This window comes from Pantoea sp. X-Soil-TKNS-1207 (genome assembly GCF_059730485.1).
On the sequence record NZ_AP035958.1, the window covers coordinates 1,325,354 to 1,345,756 of the forward strand.

The 20,403-nt window shown below is 58.9% G+C and carries 15 protein-coding genes; 9 read left to right on the forward strand and 6 right to left on the reverse strand.

From position 1 onward, the window contains the following. The first annotated feature begins 3 nt into the window (after positions 1-3). Positions 4-960 carry a tRNA dihydrouridine(16) synthase DusC gene (gene dusC, locus AC6I8V_RS06125; RefSeq protein WP_497845002.1) on the forward strand — a complete coding sequence of 319 codons (957 nt, stop codon included), beginning with the start codon at positions 4-6 and terminating at the stop codon, positions 958-960. A gap of 75 nt (positions 961-1,035) precedes the next feature. Then, positions 1,036-2,250 carry an MFS transporter gene (locus tag AC6I8V_RS06130; protein ID WP_497845003.1) on the forward strand — a complete coding sequence of 405 codons (1,215 nt, stop codon included), beginning with the start codon at positions 1,036-1,038 and terminating at the stop codon, positions 2,248-2,250. Here the strand turns inward: AC6I8V_RS06130 and ppk2 are convergent. Next, positions 2,247-3,164, reverse strand: a complete 918-nt coding sequence (gene ppk2 / locus AC6I8V_RS06135) for a polyphosphate kinase 2 (RefSeq protein WP_497845004.1) — start codon at positions 3,162-3,164, stop codon at positions 2,247-2,249. The two genes, AC6I8V_RS06130 and ppk2, sit on opposite strands and share 4 nt — an antisense overlap. A 12-nt stretch (positions 3,165-3,176) precedes the next feature. Continuing rightward, complete coding sequence (locus AC6I8V_RS06140; protein WP_497845005.1) at positions 3,177-4,787, reverse strand: inorganic phosphate transporter; 1,611 nt, start codon at positions 4,785-4,787, stop codon at positions 3,177-3,179. Between the two features lie 163 nt (positions 4,788-4,950). Between AC6I8V_RS06140 and AC6I8V_RS06145 the strand changes: the two genes are divergently transcribed. Beyond that, entirely contained in the window at positions 4,951-5,976 is a 1,026-nt protein-coding gene (locus tag AC6I8V_RS06145; RefSeq protein WP_497845006.1) for a CorA family divalent cation transporter, read from the forward strand. Between the two features lie 59 nt (positions 5,977-6,035). Here the strand turns inward: AC6I8V_RS06145 and AC6I8V_RS06150 are convergent, their stop codons facing one another. Both AC6I8V_RS06150 and AC6I8V_RS06155 read right to left on the reverse strand, forming a co-directional pair. Continuing rightward, positions 6,036-7,106: a L,D-transpeptidase family protein gene (locus AC6I8V_RS06150; RefSeq protein ID WP_497845007.1), complete on the reverse strand. Its 1,071-nt coding sequence runs from the start codon at positions 7,104-7,106 to the stop codon at positions 6,036-6,038. Between the two features lie 198 nt (positions 7,107-7,304). After that, complete coding sequence (locus AC6I8V_RS06155; RefSeq protein WP_497845008.1) at positions 7,305-9,119, reverse strand: glycoside hydrolase family 15 protein; 1,815 nt, start codon at positions 9,117-9,119, stop codon at positions 7,305-7,307. A gap of 118 nt (positions 9,120-9,237) precedes the next feature. Here AC6I8V_RS06155 and AC6I8V_RS06160 point away from each other — a divergent pair, with 118 nt between their 5' ends. Continuing rightward, positions 9,238-10,020: an SDR family oxidoreductase gene (locus tag AC6I8V_RS06160; RefSeq protein ID WP_497845009.1), complete on the forward strand. Its 783-nt coding sequence runs from the start codon at positions 9,238-9,240 to the stop codon at positions 10,018-10,020. Here AC6I8V_RS06160 and AC6I8V_RS06165 read toward each other — a convergent pair. Next, positions 10,017-10,592 carry a DedA family protein gene (locus tag AC6I8V_RS06165; protein WP_497845010.1) on the reverse strand — a complete coding sequence of 192 codons (576 nt, stop codon included), beginning with the start codon at positions 10,590-10,592 and terminating at the stop codon, positions 10,017-10,019. The two genes, AC6I8V_RS06160 and AC6I8V_RS06165, sit on opposite strands and share 4 nt — an antisense overlap. Positions 10,593-10,759: 167 nt before the next feature. Between AC6I8V_RS06165 and AC6I8V_RS06170 the strand changes: the two genes are divergently transcribed. The 3 genes from AC6I8V_RS06170 to AC6I8V_RS06180 all read left to right on the forward strand — a co-directional run bounded on the left by AC6I8V_RS06170 (position 10,760) and on the right by AC6I8V_RS06180 (position 15,118). Beyond that, positions 10,760-11,347: a Yip1 family protein gene (locus AC6I8V_RS06170; RefSeq protein ID WP_036624497.1), complete on the forward strand. Its 588-nt coding sequence runs from the start codon at positions 10,760-10,762 to the stop codon at positions 11,345-11,347. Positions 11,348-11,565: 218 nt separating this feature from the next. Beyond that, the gene (gene pbpG, locus AC6I8V_RS06175) at positions 11,566-12,516 is read left to right on the forward strand and encodes a D-alanyl-D-alanine endopeptidase (RefSeq protein ID WP_497845011.1); all 951 of its coding nucleotides are present in this window, start codon (positions 11,566-11,568) and stop codon (positions 12,514-12,516) included. A gap of 160 nt (positions 12,517-12,676) precedes the next feature. Then, positions 12,677-15,118 (forward strand): DUF3772 domain-containing protein, encoded by a 2,442-nt coding sequence (locus tag AC6I8V_RS06180; protein ID WP_497845012.1) that lies wholly within the window; start codon positions 12,677-12,679, stop codon positions 15,116-15,118. A gap of 90 nt (positions 15,119-15,208) precedes the next feature. Here AC6I8V_RS06180 and dld read toward each other — a convergent pair whose 3' ends face one another. After that, on the reverse strand, positions 15,209-16,918 hold the full coding sequence (gene dld, locus AC6I8V_RS06185; RefSeq protein ID WP_497845776.1) for a D-lactate dehydrogenase: 1,710 nt from the start codon (positions 16,916-16,918) through the stop codon (positions 15,209-15,211). A gap of 156 nt (positions 16,919-17,074) precedes the next feature. On the opposite strand from dld, the gene bglX reads away from it, so the two are divergent. Further along, positions 17,075-19,372 carry a beta-glucosidase BglX gene (gene bglX / locus AC6I8V_RS06190; RefSeq protein WP_497845013.1) on the forward strand — a complete coding sequence of 766 codons (2,298 nt, stop codon included), beginning with the start codon at positions 17,075-17,077 and terminating at the stop codon, positions 19,370-19,372. A 167-nt stretch (positions 19,373-19,539) separates the two neighbouring features. Continuing rightward, positions 19,540-20,403 carry an oxygenase MpaB family protein gene (locus AC6I8V_RS06195; protein ID WP_497845014.1) on the forward strand — a complete coding sequence of 288 codons (864 nt, stop codon included), beginning with the start codon at positions 19,540-19,542 and terminating at the stop codon, positions 20,401-20,403.

A 20,403-nucleotide genomic window follows, 5' to 3' on the forward strand; every position in this document is an offset into this window, starting at 1 on the left:
AGAATGAGGGTGTTACTGGCGCCGATGGAGGGCGTGCTCGATTCGCTGGTGCGCGAGCTGCTCTCTGAAGTGAATGATTACGATCTGTGCATTACCGAGTTTTTGCGCGTGGTCGATCAATTGCTGCCGGTAAAATCCTTCTACCGTCTCTGCCCGGAACTGCAACACCACAGCCGCACGCCGTCAGGAACGCGCGTGCGGTTGCAGCTGCTCGGGCAATATCCCGAGTGGCTGGCGGAAAACGCCGCGCGTGCGGTGGAGCTGGGTTCCTGGGGCGTCGATCTCAACTGTGGTTGCCCGTCAAAGCTGGTCAACGGCAGCGGCGGGGGCGCTACCCTGCTGAAAGATCCCGAACTGATTTATCGCGGCGCGAAAGCGATGCGTGAGGCGGTGCCGGATCATCTGCCGGTAACGGTCAAGGTGCGTCTCGGCTGGGATTCCAGCGAACGCCGCTTTGAGATTGCCGATGCGGTGCAGCAGGCCGGTGCCAGCGAGCTGGTGGTTCATGGCCGCACCAAAGAAGAAGGCTATCGCGCCGAAAGCATTAACTGGCAGGCGATTGGTGAAATCCGCCAGCGTCTGCGCATTCCGGTGATCGCCAATGGCGAAATCTGGAACTGGCAGGATGCGCAGGAGTGTCTGCGTGTAACCGGCTGCGATGCGCTGATGCTGGGACGCGGCGCGCTTAACGTGCCGAATCTGAGCCGCGTCGTGAAGTACAACGAAGCCCCGCTGGCGTGGCCGGATGTGGTGACGCTGTTGCAGAAATACACCCAGCTGGAAAAGCAGGGCGATACCGGGTTATATCACGTTGCGCGCATCAAGCAGTGGCTGGGCTATCTGCGTAAGGCGTATCACCAGGCCGATGGCTTGTTTAGCGAAATCCGCACCCTGAAAGTGTCGGGGGAGATCGCCGCCGCCATTGACCGTCATGCAAAACGCTTACATATTCTGGCATAAAAAATCCGCGACCCGTTAGCAGGCTAAGGGTATAGTAGCTGTCCAACTTCACAAAAGTCCACGACGCCACTTGACATGTCTGACGCCGCTGTACTGAGTAATGCTCAGTTAAATAAACGCATTCTTTCCGTTCTCGTCTTCACCTTCTTTTGCTATCTCTCCGTGGGTCTGCCGCTGGCGGTACTGCCGGGATTCGTGCATAACCAGCTTGGCTTTAGTTCATTTATGGCCGGGTTGATCATCAGCTTTCAGTACTTCGCCACCTTAATGAGCCGCCCGCACTCCGGACGTCTGGCAGACCGCTTTGGCCCGAAACGGGTGGTGATGCTGGGTCTGATCTGCTGCGGCATGAGCGGCGTGCTGACGATTATCGCCGCGCTGTGCCGTGAGGTGCCGATTCTGAGCCTGCTGCTGCTGGCGCTGGGGCGCATCTTTCTCGGCGTCGGTGAGAGTTTCAGCAGCACCGGTTCCACGCTGTGGGGCATGAATATCGTCGGACCCTTGCAGACCGCGCGCGTGATCTCGTGGAACGGCGTCGCCACCTACCTGGCGATGGCCGTCGGTGCGCCGCTGGGCGTGCTGCTTAATCAATGGTTTGGCATCAGCGGCTTTGCCGGGCTGGTGGCGCTGATGGGCATCGCTGGCTTTTATATGGCGAGCCGCAAACCGGCGGTGAGCGTCTCCACCGGGGTGCGCATTCCGTTCCATCGCGTGTTTAGCCGCGTCTGGATGTTTGGCCTGGCGCTCGGTTTCGGCACCATCGGTTTTGGCGTTATCTCCACCTTTATCACCCTCTACTACGCCAGCCGCGACTGGAGCGGGGCGGCCTTTGCGCTGACGGTGTTCAGCCTTGGGTTTGTTATCGTGCGTATGGGTTTTGGTCGTTACATCACCCGCTTTGGCGGCCTGAAAGTGTCGCTGGTCTCCTTTGTGCTGGAGTTTGCCGGTCTGCTGCTGATCTGGCAGGCCGACAGCGCCTGGCTGGTGGATCTTGGGGCGTTTCTCACCGGCTCAGGCTTCTCGCTGATCTTCCCGGCGCTGGGAGTCGAAGCGGTGAAGCAGGTGCAGCAGCAGGATCAGGGATCGGCGCTCGGCACCTATTCGGCGTTTCTTGATTTTGGGCTGGGGCTGACCGGACCGGTGGCGGGGTTACTGATTGGTCACTGGGGAATGCAGTCGGTGTATCTGGCCGCGGCGCTGATGGTGCTGGGCGCGTTTCTGCTTACGTTTCGCTTGCAGCAGCAGCACGGCCGTCGCGCGACCGTGCAAACTGCCAGCGAGCGAAATTAGTACTTCTCCGGCACGATCATATTTTCCGGTACCGGCGCGCGACGATAATCGTCATGACGTTCGCGCGGCGGTAACGCAATCGCCTTCTGCTCGCTCTCCTCGTAAGGCACCTGTTGCAGCAGATGGCTGATGCAGTTGAGGCGGGCGCGTTTCTTATCGACGCCCTGAACCACCCACCACGGCGCTTCGTCGATGTGGGTGCGTGCCAGCATCTCCTCTTTCGCCTCGGTGTAATCTTCCCAGCGGCGGCGGCTCTCAAGGTCCATCGGGCTGAGTTTCCACTGCTTCAGCGGATCGTGAATACGGCTGAGGAAGCGTAATTCCTGCTCATCATCGGTGATGGAGAACCAGTATTTGACGATCTGGATGCCGCTGCGCGTCAGCATTTTTTCGAACTCCGGCACGCTGCGGTAAAACTCCTCCACCTCGTCATCGCTGCAAAAGCCCATCACGCGTTCGACACCGGCGCGGTTGTACCAGCTGCGGTCAAACAGCACCATCTCGCCTGCGGCAGGCAGATGGGCGATATAGCGTTGAAAATACCACTGGGTTTTCTCACGGTCGTTGGGCGCCGGGAGCGCCGCCACGCGGCAGGTGCGCGGATTTAGGCGCTGCGTGATACGTTTGATCACGCCCCCTTTTCCGGCCGCATCGCGTCCTTCAAACAGGATCACCATGCGATGTCCGGTGCGCATCACCCAATCCTGCATCTTGACCAGTTCGCCCTGCAAATGCAGCAGCTCGCGGAAATAGCGACGACGCCAGGCTTTGTCGTCGTCAGCCTGCGGCTGGCCGTCGCCAAACCGCAGGTCATCAAGTTCCATCTCCAGCTCCTCGTCGTAGCTATCGTAGAACTCCTGCAACAGGCGTTGATTAAAGGTCTCGCTGTGAAACGAATTGTCGTGTGTTGCCATAGCCAATCACCATTAAAGATGGATAAACAGGGCGTAAAGCAGGCCCGAAAGAAGAATGGATACCGGCAGCGTCAGAATCCACGCGACCGCCAGATTGCGTAAGGTGGCGAGTTGCAAGCCGGAACGGTTGGCCGCCATGGTGCCGGCCACGCCGGATGAAAGCACATGGGTGGTGGAGACCGGCAGGCCGAAGGCGTCGGCGGCCCCGATGGTGGCCATCGCCACCAGTTCGGCGCTGGCGCCCTGGGCGTAATTCAGATGGGTTTTGCCGATACGTTCGCCCACCGTCACCACGATGCGCCGCCAGCCAACCATGGTGCCGAGGCCCAGCGCGATGGCGACCACCACTTTCACCCACATCGGGATAAAGCGCGTGGCGCTATCCAGTTCGCGTTTCACCGCCGTCAGATTGCGATCGGTTTCTTCCGGCAGCGTCACGTTGGCGTTTTGCAGATGCTTGATCGATTCCGAAGCCAGATACATATCATTACGCGTGTTGGTGACCGACTGCGCCGGGATATTCTCCATTGAACCGTAGCGACGGATCTGATCGCCGATATCGCCCAGCATCATGCCGAGCGCAGGCAGCACCTGCGGGCGCGTCTGGCCGGTCCGCACAAACTCGGTCAGAACCGCACGCGGTGCTGGCATGGCTGACGGCGCCGGTTGCAGCGCCAGCAGCTGTTGTTCGGTCACTTGGGTCAAAGCGGCGACGCGCGGGATTTGATCCGGCGGCAGCGAGCGGTTCAGCGCATAGGCAATCGGCATGGTGCCGACCAGAATCAGCATGATCAGACCCATGCCTTTCTGGCCATCATTGGAGCCGTGGGCGAAGGAGACGCCGGTGCAGGTGAGGATCAACAGGCCGCGGATCCAGACCGGCGGCGGCTGGTTGCTTTTCGGCGCTTCATACAGCTGGCGGTTGCGCACCAGCGCCTTCATCGCCAGCAGCAGCAGGGCGGCGCAGATAAAACCGATAATCGGCGACAGCAGCAGCGAGTAGCCCACTTTCAGCGCCTGATCCCAGTCAACGCCGCTGGTGCCGCTGCGGCCATGCAGCAGGGCGTTGGCGACGCCGACGCCGATAATGGAGCCAATCAGCGTATGTGACGACGAGGAGGGCAGGCCAAAGTACCAGGTGCCGAGGTTCCAGATAATTGCCGACACCAGCAGCGCATAGACCATGGCAAAGCCGTTGCCGCTTCCGGCCTGTAAAATCAACTCCACCGGCAGCAGCGAGATGATGCCAAACGCCACCACGCCGCTGGAGAGCAGCACGCCGAGAAAGTTACACAGGCCGGACCAGACCACCGCCACGCCAGGCGTCAGGGAGTGGGTATAGATCACCGTGGCGACGGCGTTGGCGGTGTCGTGAAAGCCGTTGACGAACTCAAAGCCCAGCGCGATCAGCAACGCCAGACCGAGCAGCAGAAAAGGGGTATAGCTGGTGACCGGCGCACCGGTATCGCTGACATCGTTAAACAGGTTGATGGCGGTGAAGGCCAGACCGGCCAGCACCAGTAACAGAAACAGCGGGCGGGAAAAGCGGCCGCCGCGTTGTTGCAGATTCGGACGTCCGCCGGCTGATGACGACGCTGATGCAGGTAAACTGTTATCGCTCATAACACACCCCGGTGGTGGATGACGATGCCGAATGGCATACGTTACCCGCAGTGTGATACCGGCTTTGTATGACAGAATGATGATGCCCGCGCTGGCTGTCATCATTCTGCAATAAAGCTGTCGCAGGCTGTGGATCTGTCCGCAGCCGGATCTCCTTATCGCTATGCTCCAGCCTGTTCTGCCGCTCACCACGCTGCCCGACTTCAATAATGAAGTGGCCGGGTTGATTCACGGTTACCTGTTCTCCCCTGATCTGCCGCCCCAGCGCCTTAACGCACGGGAAGCGGCACAGCTGGCGCGTCAGGCGTTGCCGGAAGCGCACTTTCTCTGGCTGCATATCAACCTCAATCACGCGCGCGCTGAGCGCTGGGTTCAGGTCCACTTTGATGTTGATAGCGATTTCTTCGATGAGATCCACTCCGCATCACCGCGCACCCGTCTGGCGCAGCAAAATGATGCGCTGCTGGCGGTGCTGAATGACGTCACCTTCAGCCAGGAAGAACGCAGTGCGCAGAACGCCACCCTATGGATTTGGTGTCGCCAGCAGGTGATTGTCAGCGCACGCTATCGGCCGGTTGGCATGATCGAACGTATGCACCAGCAGCTTGAACGGTTGCAGTTTCGTCAGCCGGACGCGGTGCTGCTGTGGCTGCTGGGCGAGCAGGAGGCGCAGCTGGAGCAGGTGGTGCGCCGTTCCAGTGGGGCAGTGGATGCGATTGAAGAACGGCTGCTGAGCCAGGCGATCAAAGCCAACCGCAGCGAGCTGGGGCGTCTGCGCCGTATGCTGCTGCGGATCCAGCGCTTGCTGGCGCCGGAACCGGCGGCGCTGTTCCGCCTGCTAAACCGGCCACCGGGCTGGCTGAAGCGTGAACCCCTGGCGGAACTGCGTATTTTTACCGAGGAGTTCAGCGTGGCGCTCAACGATCTGGCCGGTCTGATGGAACGTATTCGCCTGTTGCAGGAGGAGATCGCCGCCCGGCTGATGGAGCAGAGCAACCGCACGCTGTTTTTACTGACGGTGATCACCGTGCTGGCGCTGCCGATCAACATTGTGGCGGGATTTTTTGGTATGAACGTCGGCGGCATTCCGCTGGCGAGTAATCCGCACGGCTTTTTGCTGCTGGTGCTGGTGGTGCTGGCCTTTACCCTGGTGGCGGGCTGGCTGGCGCTGCGGCGACCCTATGATTAAGCTCGCGGCGGACAAAAAAAAGCCAACCCGCAGGTTGGCTTGATCGTCTTCCTGAAAAATCAGGAGTTGTTATTAGCAACGGCGGGCGCGCTATTGGCGGCTGCCGGCGCACCGATGTTGGCGCCCTGCGGCGTCAGCGGTTCTTCTTTCGGCAGCGCATCCGGGGTTTCCTGAACCGGGATCGGCGCAGGCTGCGCTTCACCAGCCGGACCGTTGATTTTGGTCGGCATACCGGTACGCGCCTGGATCGCGTTGTTTACCGCATCCTGGTTGGTGCTGGCATCGGCAATCACTTTGGTCACGGCCGCAGTCAGATTAATCGGCACCACTTCGCGCGAGTTAAACTGTTCTTCGGTAGTAGACAGCGGGTTATGCACTTCAACGTAGCGCGAACCGTCCGGCTCAACCGTGGCTTTCACCGGCTGGTCGATAAACTGGACGCGGGTACCTACCGGTACGTGGTCAAACAGCCATTTGATGTCGTCAGCACGCAGACGCACGCAACCGTGGCTTACGCGCAGGCCGATACCGAAGTTGGCGTTGGTGCCGTGAATCGCATACAGGCGGCCGATATAGAGCGCATACAGGCCCATCGGGTTATCCGGGCCAGCCGGGAACACTTCCGGGATGGTTTCGCCGCGTGAAAGATACTCGGCGTGCATGGCTTTGGTCGGCGTCCAGGTTGGGCCGTCTTTCTTGCGCTCAACGCTGGTGGTCCAGTTGATCGGGGTATCTTTACCCAGCTCACCGATACCGATCGGCAGCACTACCACGGTTTTGCTGCCTTTCGGGTAGTAGTAAAGACGCATTTCAGCACTGTTGATCACAATGCCTTCGCGCGGAGCGTCAGGCAGGATCAGCTGCTGCGGGATCACCATTTTGGTACCGACTTTCGGCAGATAGACGTCAACACCCGGATTGGCTTCCAGCATGTTGCTGAGGCCCATCTGATATTGCGCGGCAAAGGCTTCCAGCGGAAGTTTGCTGTCTTCAGGCACGGTGATTTCAAGATTTTCGCCGATCAGACGGCTGTTAGCCGGCGGCAGCGGATAAACCACCGCAAAGGCCGACTGGCTGAACGCCGCCAGTACGAGGGCGAGTGAAGCGAACGCGCGAATGCTCTTTTTCATGTTTTTCAAGTCATTATGGCCGTGTTTCAGGCTTGTCAGTGTGTCGAATCCATCTCGGTCGGGGTGACCCGCTGCGCATTATATGTGCATAGAAGCGGTGATGGGAATCACGATTTTAACAGCTTGAGGATACTTTACGTAAATAGCTGTAATAACCCGACCACTCTGTTTACGTTTGGCGGTAAAACAGGCGGGTTTTCAGGGCTGCCATAGCGTCACCTCTCCGCTCAGCTTACGGTTGAGAAAGAAGGCCGCACTGATCAGCGCCAGATGAGTCAGCGCCTGTGGCATATTCCCTAACGCCTTGCCGTGATTAGTAAATTCTTCGGCATACAGCCCCAGCGGATTGGCATAGCTCAGCAACTTTTCAAACTCGAAATGCGCCTCATGCACCCGCCCGGCGCGTGCCAGACACTCAACATACCAAAACGAACAGGCGGCGAATGATCCTTCTCCGCCTTTTAGCGCATCGGCGGGGGTTTCGCTGATGTTGTAGCGCCGTACCAGGCCATCGCTGACCAGCTGGGTTTTGATCGCGTCCAGCGTGGCGATCCAGTCGGGATCGGTTGCGCCGACAAAGCGCACCAGCGGCATCAGCAGCATCGAGGCATCGAGGAACTTGCCGCCGCGCGTGGCGGTGAAATGGCCCAGCTCGGGGTTCCAGAAGTTCTGCCAGATATCATCGCGGATTGCGCTGCGTACCCGATCCCAGCGCTCATACGGCATCGGCAGCGAACGCTTCATGCCGAGGCGCAGCGCGCGATCCATCGCCACCCAGCACATCAGACGTGAATGGAGAAAATGTTCCGGCTCGCCGCGCATCTCCCAGATACCCGCATCGGGCTGCTGCCAGTTATCGCAGACGTAGTTGATCATATTGACGACGTGCTGCCAGCCGCGCTGGGAAATGGCTTCGCCATATTTATTCGCCAGATAGATGGCGTCCATCAGCTCGCCATAAATATCCAGCTGGGTCTGGCGCCAGGCGTCATTGCCGATGCGCACCGGACGTGAATTGGCGTAGCCGGAAAGATTCAGCAGCTCGGTTTCGTGCAGCTCGGTGCCGCTGTCGAGGCGATACATCACCTGCAAATGCGGGGTGTCGTCATGGCTGTGCTCGACGCAGCGGCCCACCCAGTGGGTAAAGTGCTTCGCTTCGTCGACGTAGCCCAGCCGCATCAGCGCATACATGCTGAACGACGCATCGCGGATCCAGGAGGCGCGATAGTCCCAGTTGCGCTCGCCGCCCAGCTCCTCCGGTAAACCAAAGGTGGCAGCGGCGGCAATAGAACCATGTTTGTGCGAGGTCAGTAGTTTCAGCGCCAGCGCCGATCGCGTCACCATCTCCTGCCAGCGGCCGCGATAGGAGCTGTGGCGGCTCCAGCGTCGCCAGTAGTGCAGCGTGTCACGGAAGCAGTGCTCGGTCGCGATCGTATCCAGATGGGGATCGTCATCGCTGCCGAAAACAAATTCGGCGTGTTCACCGGCTTGCAGGGTGAAATTGGCCGTGGCGCTGCGGTTTTCACACGTCATCACCACGCTGGCGCTAAGGCGTAACGAAGGCTGCCCGTCAGCATGAAAGGCGACACCGCCGGGCCGGACCTCGGTGCGGGTATCCGCGCGGGCGTAGTCGTGACGCGGCGCGCACAGCATATTGAAGCGCGCCGAACCGCGCACCATTTTTACCCGGCGCACCAGGCGCGGCAGCTTGCCGCTTTCATCGCAAATCGGCATGTAATCGGTGATTTCCGCCACCCCGTCGTCGCCGAGCCAGCGGGTTTGCAGAATATTGGTATCAGGCAGGTAAAGCTGCTGCTGGCGCGCATTTTCCCACTGCGGAGCGAGGGAGAACAGGCCCGCATCGTCGCTATCGAGCAGCGCGCTAAACACCGAGGGACTGTCCAGTTCCGGCCAGCACAGATAGTCGACAGTGCCGTCGCTGGCAATCAGGGCGCAGGTGCGTAAATCACCAATGACGCCGTGGTCTTCAATCTTGCGTTTGATTTCACTCATCCTGCCTCCATTGCATTATTCAGCTGTTAACTATAGCCGAAACGGTATTTGCAGCCGCAGCGAGGCACAGATCGATAACTTCTATACTGTACAGACACCCTTGATGCAGGAGAACGTTATGGTACGGACTAAACAGAAAGTGGCGGTGGTTACCGCTTCCGATTCAGGTATCGGGCGCAGCTGCGCGTTGATGCTGGCTGAGGCCGGTTTCACCCTCGGCATTACCTGGCGTTCGGACGAAGAGGGCGCGCAGGAAACGGCGCGTCTGGTGGAGAGCCGCGGCCAGCAGGCGCAGGTGCGTCAGCTTGATCTCTCCGATCCGCAGGCCGGGGGCCAGCAGCTGGCGCAGCTGATTGCGTCGCTCGGGCGCATCGATGTGCTGGTGAACAACGCGGGGGTGATGACCAAAGCCGATTTCCTCGACGTCACCTTTGAGGACTGGCGCAAAGTGTTTGATGTGGATGTCGACGGGGCGTTTATCTGCGGCCAGATTGCCGCGCGCCATATGGTGGATCAGGGCGACGGTGGGCGCATCATCAATATCACCTCGGTGCATGAACACACGCCGCTACCCGATGCCACCGCCTACACCGCGGCAAAACATGCGCTGGGCGGCCTGACCAAATCGATGGCGCTCAGCCTGCTGCCGCATAACATTCTGGTCAATGCGGTGGCGCCCGGCGCCATTGCCACGGCGATGAACCATATGCGCAATGAAGACGCGCGCAGCACGCGGATGCCGGAAATTCCCATCGGGCGACCCGGTGATACGCGTGAGGTCGCCAGTCTGGTCGCCTGGCTTTGCTCCGAATGGGCCAGCTACACCACCGGACAATCTTTTATCGTCGACGGGGGTTTTATGCTGGCGAATCCGCAGTTTAAGGGGTACCACAGCCATTAACTGGCGCGGTGGCGGTTCCAGCGACGGATGACGTAGCGCAGCAGGAAGGCAAATACCACCGCCGCCACCAGCCATAGCAGATGCTTAACATGCTGGTCGAGCTTGTGCAGCCACGGGGTGATGATCTCGCCTGCGAAGTAGCCAAGGGTGACAAAAATCACCGACCAGATAGCGGCGCCCAGCACATTCAGCAGGAAAAAACGCAGCGGTTTCAGGCGACTGGTGCCAATGATGATTGGCCCGACAATGCGAAACCCGTACATAAAGCGCACGCCAATCACAAACAGGCTGGGGTGGCGCTGGATCAGGTGGTTAGCTTTGCGGATGGTGTCCTGATGCTTACGAAACCGGCGCAGGATACGCGTGCCGAAGCGACGTCCCAGCCAGAACAGCAGCTGATCGCCAATAATCCCGCCTGCCATCGCCGCCAGCATCACGCCGCCGAAGTGCAATAACCCTTCATGCGCCGCCACGCCGCCCAGCAGCGTAAAGGTTTCCCCTTCGGCAATGCAGCCCAGCAACAGCGCGAGATAGCCGTACTGGCTAATTAATCCGTTGATATCAAGATGCAAATCTCCCTCCCTGTTGTTATCAAACCTTGTAACAGTCTACACCCGATGGCGTTTTTTTGTGCCGCTTGCCGCAAAAACGACAGCGCCGATTATACTTGAAGTGAAGCTGTCCACGCTGGCAAGCCTGACGTCTGAAGGGCAGCCCGTCGCATCAGAGGAGTGATTTTATGAATCATGTCTGGGGACTTCTCGCGCATCCTAATCAGGAAATGCGCGATATCAAGCAGGAAAACGAGAGCGTTTCGCACCACTACACCCACCATGTATTGTTGATGGCGGCGATCCCGGTGATCTGCGCCTTTATCGGCACCACACAGCTGGGCTGGAATCTGGGCGAAGGGCAATTTGTGCAACTCAACATGCTGACCGGCATCGGACTCGGCATTCTGTTTTACCTGATCATCCTGGGCGGGGTGGCGGTGATGGGGCGTGTGATCCACTGGATGGCGCGCAATTATCCGCAACGGCCCAGCATTCAGCGTTGTACCGTGTTCGCCGGTTATGTGGCGACGCCGCTGTTTATCAGCGGCCTGGTGGCGCTCTACCCGCTGGTGTGGCTGTGTCTGCTGGTGGGGACGCTGGCGCTGGTTTATACCGGTTATCTGCTGTTTGTCGGCATTCCGGTGTTCCTGAATATCGATAAAGAGGAGAGCCTGCGTTTCTCTGGCTCGACGCTGGCGATTGGGGTGCTGGTGTTTGAAGTGCTGCTGGCGCTGACCGTGATTTTGTGGGGCTATGGACCGAAGCTGTTCTAGCTCAGACGCATGATTTCCGAAGGGAGCCGTTTCTGGCTCCCTTTTTTATGCGCATGATTGATCCTGCACCGGTTTTTAACGCCCGGAAACAATCTCTCCAGGAAATTTCTCAGTGAACCGCGTATGATGCTGTCGCCAGCCCGCATCCCGTCTGGCCTGATGCGCGCGGCCTGTGTACTTACACAGCGCAAAACTCCTTACCGGATTTTTTTGACACGATGTCTGTAAAAATACGTATTTCTTTGCTGTCGCTGGCGCTGTTGATCGGTGCACCGGCAGTTACGACCCCGGTTCTGGCTGCGCCTGCTGCGCTGTCAAATCTGGCTCCTATCGCACAGCCGCAGATTGCATCCGGCAGTGCGATGATTGTCGATCTCGACAACAATAAAGTGCTGTTCTCCAGCCATCCCGATCGTGTGCGTCCGATCGCCTCGCTCACCAAGCTGATGACCGCGATGGTGGTGCTGGATGCCAAACTGCCGATGGATGAAATGCTGTCGGTGGATATCAGCCACACGGCAGAAATGCGCGGCGTGTTCTCCCGCGTCAAGCTGAACAGCGAGATCAGCCGTCGTAACATGCTGCTGCTGGCGTTGATGTCGTCGGAAAACCGTGCTGCCGCCAGCCTGGCGCATCACTATCCGGGCGGCTACGATGCCTTTATCCGCGCCATGAATGCCAAAGCGCGCGCGCTCGGTATGACGCACACCCGCTATGTGGAGCCGACCGGTCTGTCGATTCACAACGTCTCCAGCGCGGAAGATCTGATCAAGCTGGTGAAGGCGACCCGTCAGTACCCGCTGATCGGTCAGCTCAGTACCACCAAAGAAGATACCGCGGTGTTTAAGCACCCGAACTATGCGCTGCCGTTCCGTAACACCAACCACCTGGTGTACAAAAACGACTGGCGTATCCAGCTGACCAAAACCGGTTATACCGACGAAGCGGGCCACTGCCTGGTGATGCGCACGGTGATCAACAACCGTCCGGTGGCCCTGGTGGTGCTGGATGCGTTCGGTAAATATACCCATTTTGCCGATGCCAACCGCCTGCGCGACTGGCTGGAAACCGGCAAAGCGGCACCGGTGCCGGCCGCCGCTCTGGCGTATAAAAAGCAGAAAGCCTCACAGACGGCGAGTAATGGCGCTCAGAGCCAGAACGTCGAGTAATCTGTCGCAGATGCCACTCCGGTGGCATCTGCAAAAAGTCTTATCGTTAGCGCCAATGTTTTACACCCTCATTCCTATAGTTTCACCGTTGCCAAAGGCCTACACTAGCCGCCATCTGAGAAGTGTCTGATGACTGTTATTGCGCTGGAACCTCACTCTTATGTTTAAGTTTCGATCCCTTTTTGCCCCTTGTTTGCTGCTGCTGGCGTTGCTGGCCCCGGCAATCAGCTTTGCGGATGACAGCAGCACCGCCACCGCGCAGCAGGAGGAGGCCGCCCCGAAGGTAAATGCTTCGGTTGAACTGCCTAAGATGCAGAAAATTCTCGACAAAATTAAAGGCCAGGTGTCGGGAAATACCAATGAAAACCAGCTGAATCAGCTGAACGAGATGGCGCTGGAACTCTCCGGCAATGCCGATACGCTCGGCCAGGCGTTAATCCCGCAGCGTCAGCAGCTGGATGCGCAGCTGGCGGTGCTTGGCCCGGTGCCAAAGCCGGACAGCGGCATGAAAGAGACGCCGGAAGTGACGCGTAAGCGCAGCACGCTGGAGAGTCAGAAAAGTAAGCTGGACGATCAGATCAAGCAGGCCGATGGCATCAAAAACGGTGCGCTGCTGCTGTCATCGCAAATCGTCAACCTGCGTCGTGACCAGCTAAAAAGCCAGCTGGCGCTGAACTCAGGCAGTATCCTTGGCCCGCGTTTCTGGGCGCCCATCGTCAGTACCCAGGATCTCGATGGCGAGAAGATCAGTGACTTCCTCAGCGAGTTACAGGACACCGCCGCGCTGTCGTGGGAGCCAGGCTGGCGCTTCGGCACCATCGGCTGGCTGATTGCCGCGATGCTGGTGATGACGCTAGGCCGTCGCTACGGTGAAGAGTCGCTTGCCTGGGTCAGCATCCACAAAATGCCGGAAGGGCGCCTGCGCCGCAGTTTCCTCGCGGCGACCATCGCGCTCACCACGCTGGCGGCGGTAGTGCTGACCTTTAACTTTATCGCGCTGGCATTTACCCGCCGCGATGAGGTATCGACCGATGTGCAGGATTTCGTTCAGCGTCTGGTGCAGCTTAGCGTCTACTGCGGCCTGATCGCCGGGTTAGGGCGTGCGTTCCTCTCCACGCGACGTCCGAGCTGGCGTTTGCCGAGTATCTCGAACGAGGTTGCGCAGGCGCTGCGACCCTTCCCGCCGATTACCGCGGTGCTGGTGTTTATCTTCCAGACGGTCGAGTCGTTTAACTACAGCGTCGGCACCAGCCTGAATACCACCATCTTTGCTAACGGCCTGACGGCGTTGCTGATTGGCAGCACCGGGCTGGCGATCAGTATGCGTATCAATCGCGTGCGCCGCCGTCTGGTTCAGGAGGGGAACCCGCCGGAAACGCGTTCCACGCTGGTCGGCCTGGTACAGATGGCGCTGACCCTGACGGCGCTGGCCATTCTGGCGTCGCTGGTGATTGGTTACGTTACCCTTGGCCGCTTCCTCAGTTATGAAGTGATCTGGTGCGGCATCCTGTTTGGTTCGTTCTATTTCCTTAGCCATCTGATCAGCGATGGTTGCGAAAGCCTGTTCTCAACGCAGACCACCACCGGTAAACGCATTCAGAGTTCGCTCAATATTGACGAACGCCATCTGCAACAGGCGGCAACGCTGCTGGGCGCGGTGGGCAAAACCGTGCTGATTGGTTTTGTGGCGCTGGCGCTGCTCAACGGCACCTTCGCCTCGTCCACGCCGATTGAACTAATCCAGAAGGTGATTGAGTTCTGGGGCGGGAAAGGGCTGGAGTCGCTGAATATCGTTCCGGCGCATATGGTGAACGCCATTCTCTGCCTGGTGGTGGGCATTTATGTGCTGCGCTCGGTGCGTCGCTGGCTGGATAAAGATTTCCTGCCCAAAACCACCATGGATGCGGGGATGCGCGTGTCGCTGGTGACGCTGTTCAGCAATATCGGTTACGTGCTGATTATCCTGCTGACGCTGTCGATTATGGGCCTGCAATGGAACAAGCTGGCGTGGATCGTCAGCGCCCTGTCGGTTGGTATCGGTTTTGGTTTGCAGGAGATTGTGAAGAACTTTATCTCCGGCCTGATTCTGCTCACCGAACGCCCGGTCAAAGTGGGCGATCTAGTGACCATCAGCGGCATTGAAGGGGATATCCGCCGTATCAATGTGCGCGCCACGGAAATTCAGCTCAGCGATAAATCGACGGTGATTGTGCCGAACTCGCAATTTATCTCTCAGAACGTGCGTAACGCCACCATGGGCAATGCGCAGGGCGTAGTGACCATCCTGCTGACCTTCCCGCTGGATATTGATCCGGTGCGGGTGCGCGAGATTCTGCTGGAAGTGTATGAGGAGAATGAGCGTATCCTGGAAACGCCGACGCCGTCGGTGTCGTTCAAGGATCTGACCCCAGCCGGGATTGTGCTGAGCGTCACCGGCAACGTCGCCAGCCAGCGCCAGATTTCCAGCGCCAAAAGTGATTTGCTGTTCGATATCCTGACGCGCCTGCGCAAAGAGGGCATTGTGCTGTCTACGCCGCAGACGATGATTATCGAACGCCGCGTTCAGCAGGCGCTGGCAAACGACAGCGAGCAGCTGCCATAACCCTGTAGGGCATGTGCGGTAATTGACACGGTCGGGATAAATCCCGACCCTACGGGTTGTAGGGTGGCCATTAATGGCCACCTTTTTTATTCACACCTTTACCGCCCAGCCCTTCAGCTTACTGGTTTTGCCAATCCCCGGATTAAAGGAATTGGTAGGATCGAGCTGGCGATAAAACGCCTGCAACTGCGGTTTGGCGGCATACAAATGTCCGACGTTATGCTCCGCCGGGTATTCCGCGCCGCGCTGGCTGAGCATCGCCAGCATCTTCTCTTTCAGCGCATGGACATCGACCCCTTTCTTCACGATGTAATCCTGATGGAAAACGTGGCAGAAAAAGTGGCCGTAGTAGAGACGATGGATCAGATCGTTGTCGAACTCCGGCGGCAGCCGCTCAAACCAGTCGTTATCGTTGCGGCGCAGCGCGATATCCAGCGCCAGAATATCTTCCACTTCATCGGCATGGACGGCGTGATAACGCACCGCGGCACCGGCAGCGGCAAAGCGATGCAGAAACGCGTGCGCGCCCTCTTTGGCGTCACAGGCAAAAAACTCCCCGCCGCCTTCACGGAAAAAGTCGTGCAGATATGTCTGCGCTTCGGCCACGCCATCGCCGGACATCTTCAGCATCAGATGATGTTCATACCTGTCGCGATACTGCTTCAGTCGGGGCGGCAGATGCGCCGGGAACAGAGCGCTGAGGCGTTGGAGCACACGGTCGGTGAAATGTGGTTTGAACGCGCTGCGCTTCGCCAGCCAGGCATCAAGTCGGCCTTTCAGGGTGAAAAACTGCGGCATTTTGTCGGTGCCGAGCCGGTCGATCATCAGAAAGGTATCTTTGCCGTACACCTCGGCGATATCGAAAATATCGCGATGCATATATTCCCCGGCCACCGGCAAATGGCGGAAATTGGCCAGAATATGACGACGGATCTCGCCCAGCTCCGCCGGATCGTTACTGCCGATATAGAACACCTGCTGCGTGGGTTCGCTGGCGAAGGTGTCGAGGCGCACGGCAAACACCGCCAGCTTTCCGGCACAGCCGGAGGCTTCAAACAGGCGGCGCGCATCGGCATTGAAACGTGCCGGGGTGTCGGCGTGGATATCGCGGACGCGATCGGCATATTCATGATCCGAAGCGTGACGATCATCCCAGATTACATCGTTCTGCTGCCAGCGATCGTCATCGAGACGGCCCAGCATCTCCTCCGGCGAATGGCCGAGTTCGATGCCGAGATGGTTAACCAGACGCAGCTTACCGGCGGCATCAATCTGCGCATACAGCGCCATTTCGCTGTACGCCGGGCCGCGTTTGATCAGCGAACCGCCGGAATTATTGCAGATGCCGCCCATCACCGAGGCACCGATACAGGAAGAGCCGATCACCGAATGCGGCTCGCGTCCCAGCGGTTTCAGCGCTTTTTCCAGCTGATACAGGGTGCTGCCGGGGAACGCCAGAACCTGTTTACCGCCATCAATCAGTTGCAGCTTGTCCAGCCGCAGCGTGCTGATGATCACCACCGGGCGATCATAATCGCCGCCCTGCGGCGTAGAACCTTCCGTCAGCCCGGTATTGGCGGCCTGCATCAGGATAATCGCGTCGGCGTTCACCAGCGCCTGGAGCACGCGCCACAGCTCCAGCAGCGAGCCGGGAAACACCACCGCCAGCGCGTCGCCCTCCCCGGAACGGAAGCCTTTGCGGTAGCGTGCGGTCTGTTCAGCGTCGGTCAGCAGCTGCGACGGACCGACCAGACGGCGCAGTTCACCCAGCAGGGCAGAGTCAGAGGAGGCGTTTTTCATTGGCTTATCCTTGTCATTAACGTTGCGCAAATACTGTAGCACGCCTGCAACCAGGCGGTGGCGATGTGACATAGGTGGCTACCTGCTATCCTCATCTTATGGCACACTTCCCTGGCTATTCTGATATTGCGCAGTCACTTAAGAGAACCCGACCTGATGAAATGGATTTACTCTGTTAGCCTCGCTGTTTCCCTCGCCATTCAACCCGCGCTTGCGGATGACATGTTTGGCAACCACCCGATGACCGAACAGGCGCGTGACGCCTTCGTTAACCATTTGCTTGGCGAGATGACCCTCGATGAAAAGATTGGTCAGCTGCGCCTGATTAGCGTCGGACCGGATAACCCGAAAGAAGCCATCCGTGACATGATTCAGCATGGGCAGGTCGGGGCGATTTTTAATACCGTGACGCGTCAGGACATTCGCGCCATGCAGGATCAGGTGATGCAGCTCAGCCGCCTGAAAATTCCGCTGTTCTTTGCCTATGACGTGGTGCACGGCCAGCGCACCATTTTCCCGATTCCGCTTGGCCTGGCGTCCAGCTGGGATCTGGATGCGGTGGCCAGCGTGGGGCGCATCTCCGCGTATGAAGCGGCCGACGACGGCCTGAACATGACCTGGGCGCCGATGGTGGATGTCAGCCGCGAGCCGCGCTGGGGTCGCGTGTCAGAAGGTTTTGGTGAAGACACCTTCCTGACCTCGCAAATGGGCAGCACCATGGTCAGGGCGATGCAGGGCAAAAACGCGGCGGATCGTTTTTCCATCATGACCAGCGTTAAGCACTTTGCGCTCTACGGCGCGGTGGAAGGGGGGCGGGATTACAACACCGTCGATATGAGTCCGCAGCGTATGTTCCAGGATTATATGCCGCCGTACAAAGCCTCGCTGGATGCCGGCAGCGGCGGCGTGATGGTGGCGCTGAACTCGATTAACGGCACACCGGCTACCGCCGATGGCTGGCTGCTGAAAGATCTGCTGCGCGGCGAGTGGAAATTCAAAGGCATTACCATCAGCGATCACGGCGCGATCAAAGAGCTGATCAAACATGGTGTTGCCAGCGACCCGCAGGATGCAGTGCGTATCGCGCTGAAAGCGGGCGTCGATATGAGTATGAGCGACGAATATTACAGCAAATACCTGCCGGGCCTGGTGAAAAGCGGCCAGGTGAGCATGGCGGAAATTGACGATGCGGCGCGTCACGTACTTAACGTTAAATACGATATGGGGCTGTTTAATGATCCCTACAGCCATCTGGGACCGAAGGGCAGCGACCCGCAGGATACCAATGCCGAAAGCCGTTTGCATCGTGCTGAAGCCCGTGACGTTGCGCGTAAGAGCATCGTACTGCTGAAGAACTGGCGCGAAACCCTGCCGCTGAAGAAAGCGTCGACCATGGCGCTGGTTGGCCCGCTGGCCGACAGTCAGCGCGACATTATGGGCAGCTGGTCTGCCGCCGGTGTGGCGAAACAGTCGGTCACCCTGCTCCAGGGGATGCGAACCGCGATGGCGGGCAAAGGCACCGTGCTGTACGCCAAAGGCGCGAATATTACCGATAACAAAGGCATCCAGGATTTCCTCAATCTGTATGAACCGGCGGTGAGCGTCGATCCCCGTACCCCGCAGCAGATGCTGGATGAAGCCGTGGCGAACGCGAAAAAAGCCGATGTGGTGGTGGCGGTGGTCGGTGAAGCGCAGGGCATGGCGCACGAAGCCTCCAGCCGCAGCGATCTGGTGATCCCGCTGAGCCAGCAAAAACTGCTGGCGGCGCTGAAGGCGACCGGCAAACCGCTGGTGATCGTGCTGATGAATGGCCGTCCGCTGGCGGTGGTGAATGAAGATCGCATGGCTGACGCGATGCTGGAAACCTGGTTCAGCGGCACCGAGGGCGGCAATGCCATCGCCGATGTGCTGTTTGGCGACTACAACCCATCGGGTAAACTGCCGGTCTCCTTCCCGCGCTCTGTCGGCCAGATCCCGATTTACTACAACCATCTGCCGACCGGTCGTCCCTATAACTTCGAGAAACCGAACAAATACACCTCGCATTACTACGATGCCATCAACGGGCCGCTCTATCCGTTTGGCTATGGCCAGAGCTACACCACCTTTACCGTCTCGCCGGTGAAGATGTCAGCGAAAACCATGCCGCGTAACGGTACGGTGGAAGCCAGCGTGACGGTGACCAACACCGGCAAACGCGCGGGCGCGACCGTGGTGCAGATGTACCTCAACGACCCGGTGGCCAGCATCAGCCGTCCGGTGCAGGAGCTGCGCGGCTTCAAACGCATCATGCTGAAAGCGGGTGAGTCGCAGACGGTGAGCTTTAAGATTGATGTCGATGCGCTGAAGTTCTGGAATCAGAAAATGCAGCAGGTGGCTGAGCCGGGCAAGTTCAATGTGATGATTGGACTGGATTCGGTGCGCACCCAGGATGCGCAATTCGATTATCTTTAAAGCGGGCAGATCGGCATAGCGGCGCGATTTAACGCGCAATGTGCAGGATGGCAGCGGATGTCTAACAGCACGCTCAATCGCGCCGCTACAATTCTCAGCACTATCCTTAACCAGGTCAGCATTGATGCTGACCTGGTCCTCCACCGCCCAAACGCAAACCCAAAACCATGAATCTGCGCAACCGCATCCAGCAACAAGTCTTTCGCCTGAACGGCCTGTCACTCAACGAATTCGACATCTCGCAACCGCCTGGCGATCCCGGCCTGTTCGGCCCGGATAGCGTGATCTGGCAGGTGCATGGCGATTTCAGCGCCATGATGTGCGGCGGCATCAGCGCGCTGCTGTTGCAGATGCTGCACCCGGCGGCGCTGGCGGGGGTGTGGGACCACTCCAACTTTCGCGACGATATGATGGGGCGTCTGCGTCGTACCAGTCAGTTTATCGCCGTCACCACCTTTGGTAATCGCCAGGATGCGCACACCCTGATTGAACGCGTCAAACGTATTCATCTGCGCGTCAGCGGCGTCGACAGTGCTGGCCATCCCTATGCCGCCAGCGATCCGCATCTGCTCACCTGGGTGCATGTGGCGGAAACCAGCCGCTTTCTTGCGGCGCATCTGCGTTACAAAAATCCCGGTCTCAGCCTGGCGCAGCAGGATCGCTACTATCAGGAAGCGGCGCTGATTGCCGAATCGCTTGGGGCTGAGCAGGTACCGAAAAGCGTGGCGGCGGTCGAGGCGTATTTACAGGCGATGCGGCCGCAGCTGCTGTGCGATGCACGCACGCGCGAGGTAACGCAGCTGTTGATGAACGCGCCAGCGCCGAGCTGGCAGGCAAAACCGGTGATGCGGGCGATGATGAAGGCAGGGATAGGTTTATTGCCGGACTGGGCGCAGCAGCTGGGCGAACTGCCCATCAGTCCGCTACAGCAGCGGCTGGTGGATGGACAGATCGCGGTGATTGCCGGTTTGCTGCGCTGGTCGATTCAGCGCGGTGCCTATTCGCGCGCCATGGCGCGCATGGGGCGCTAA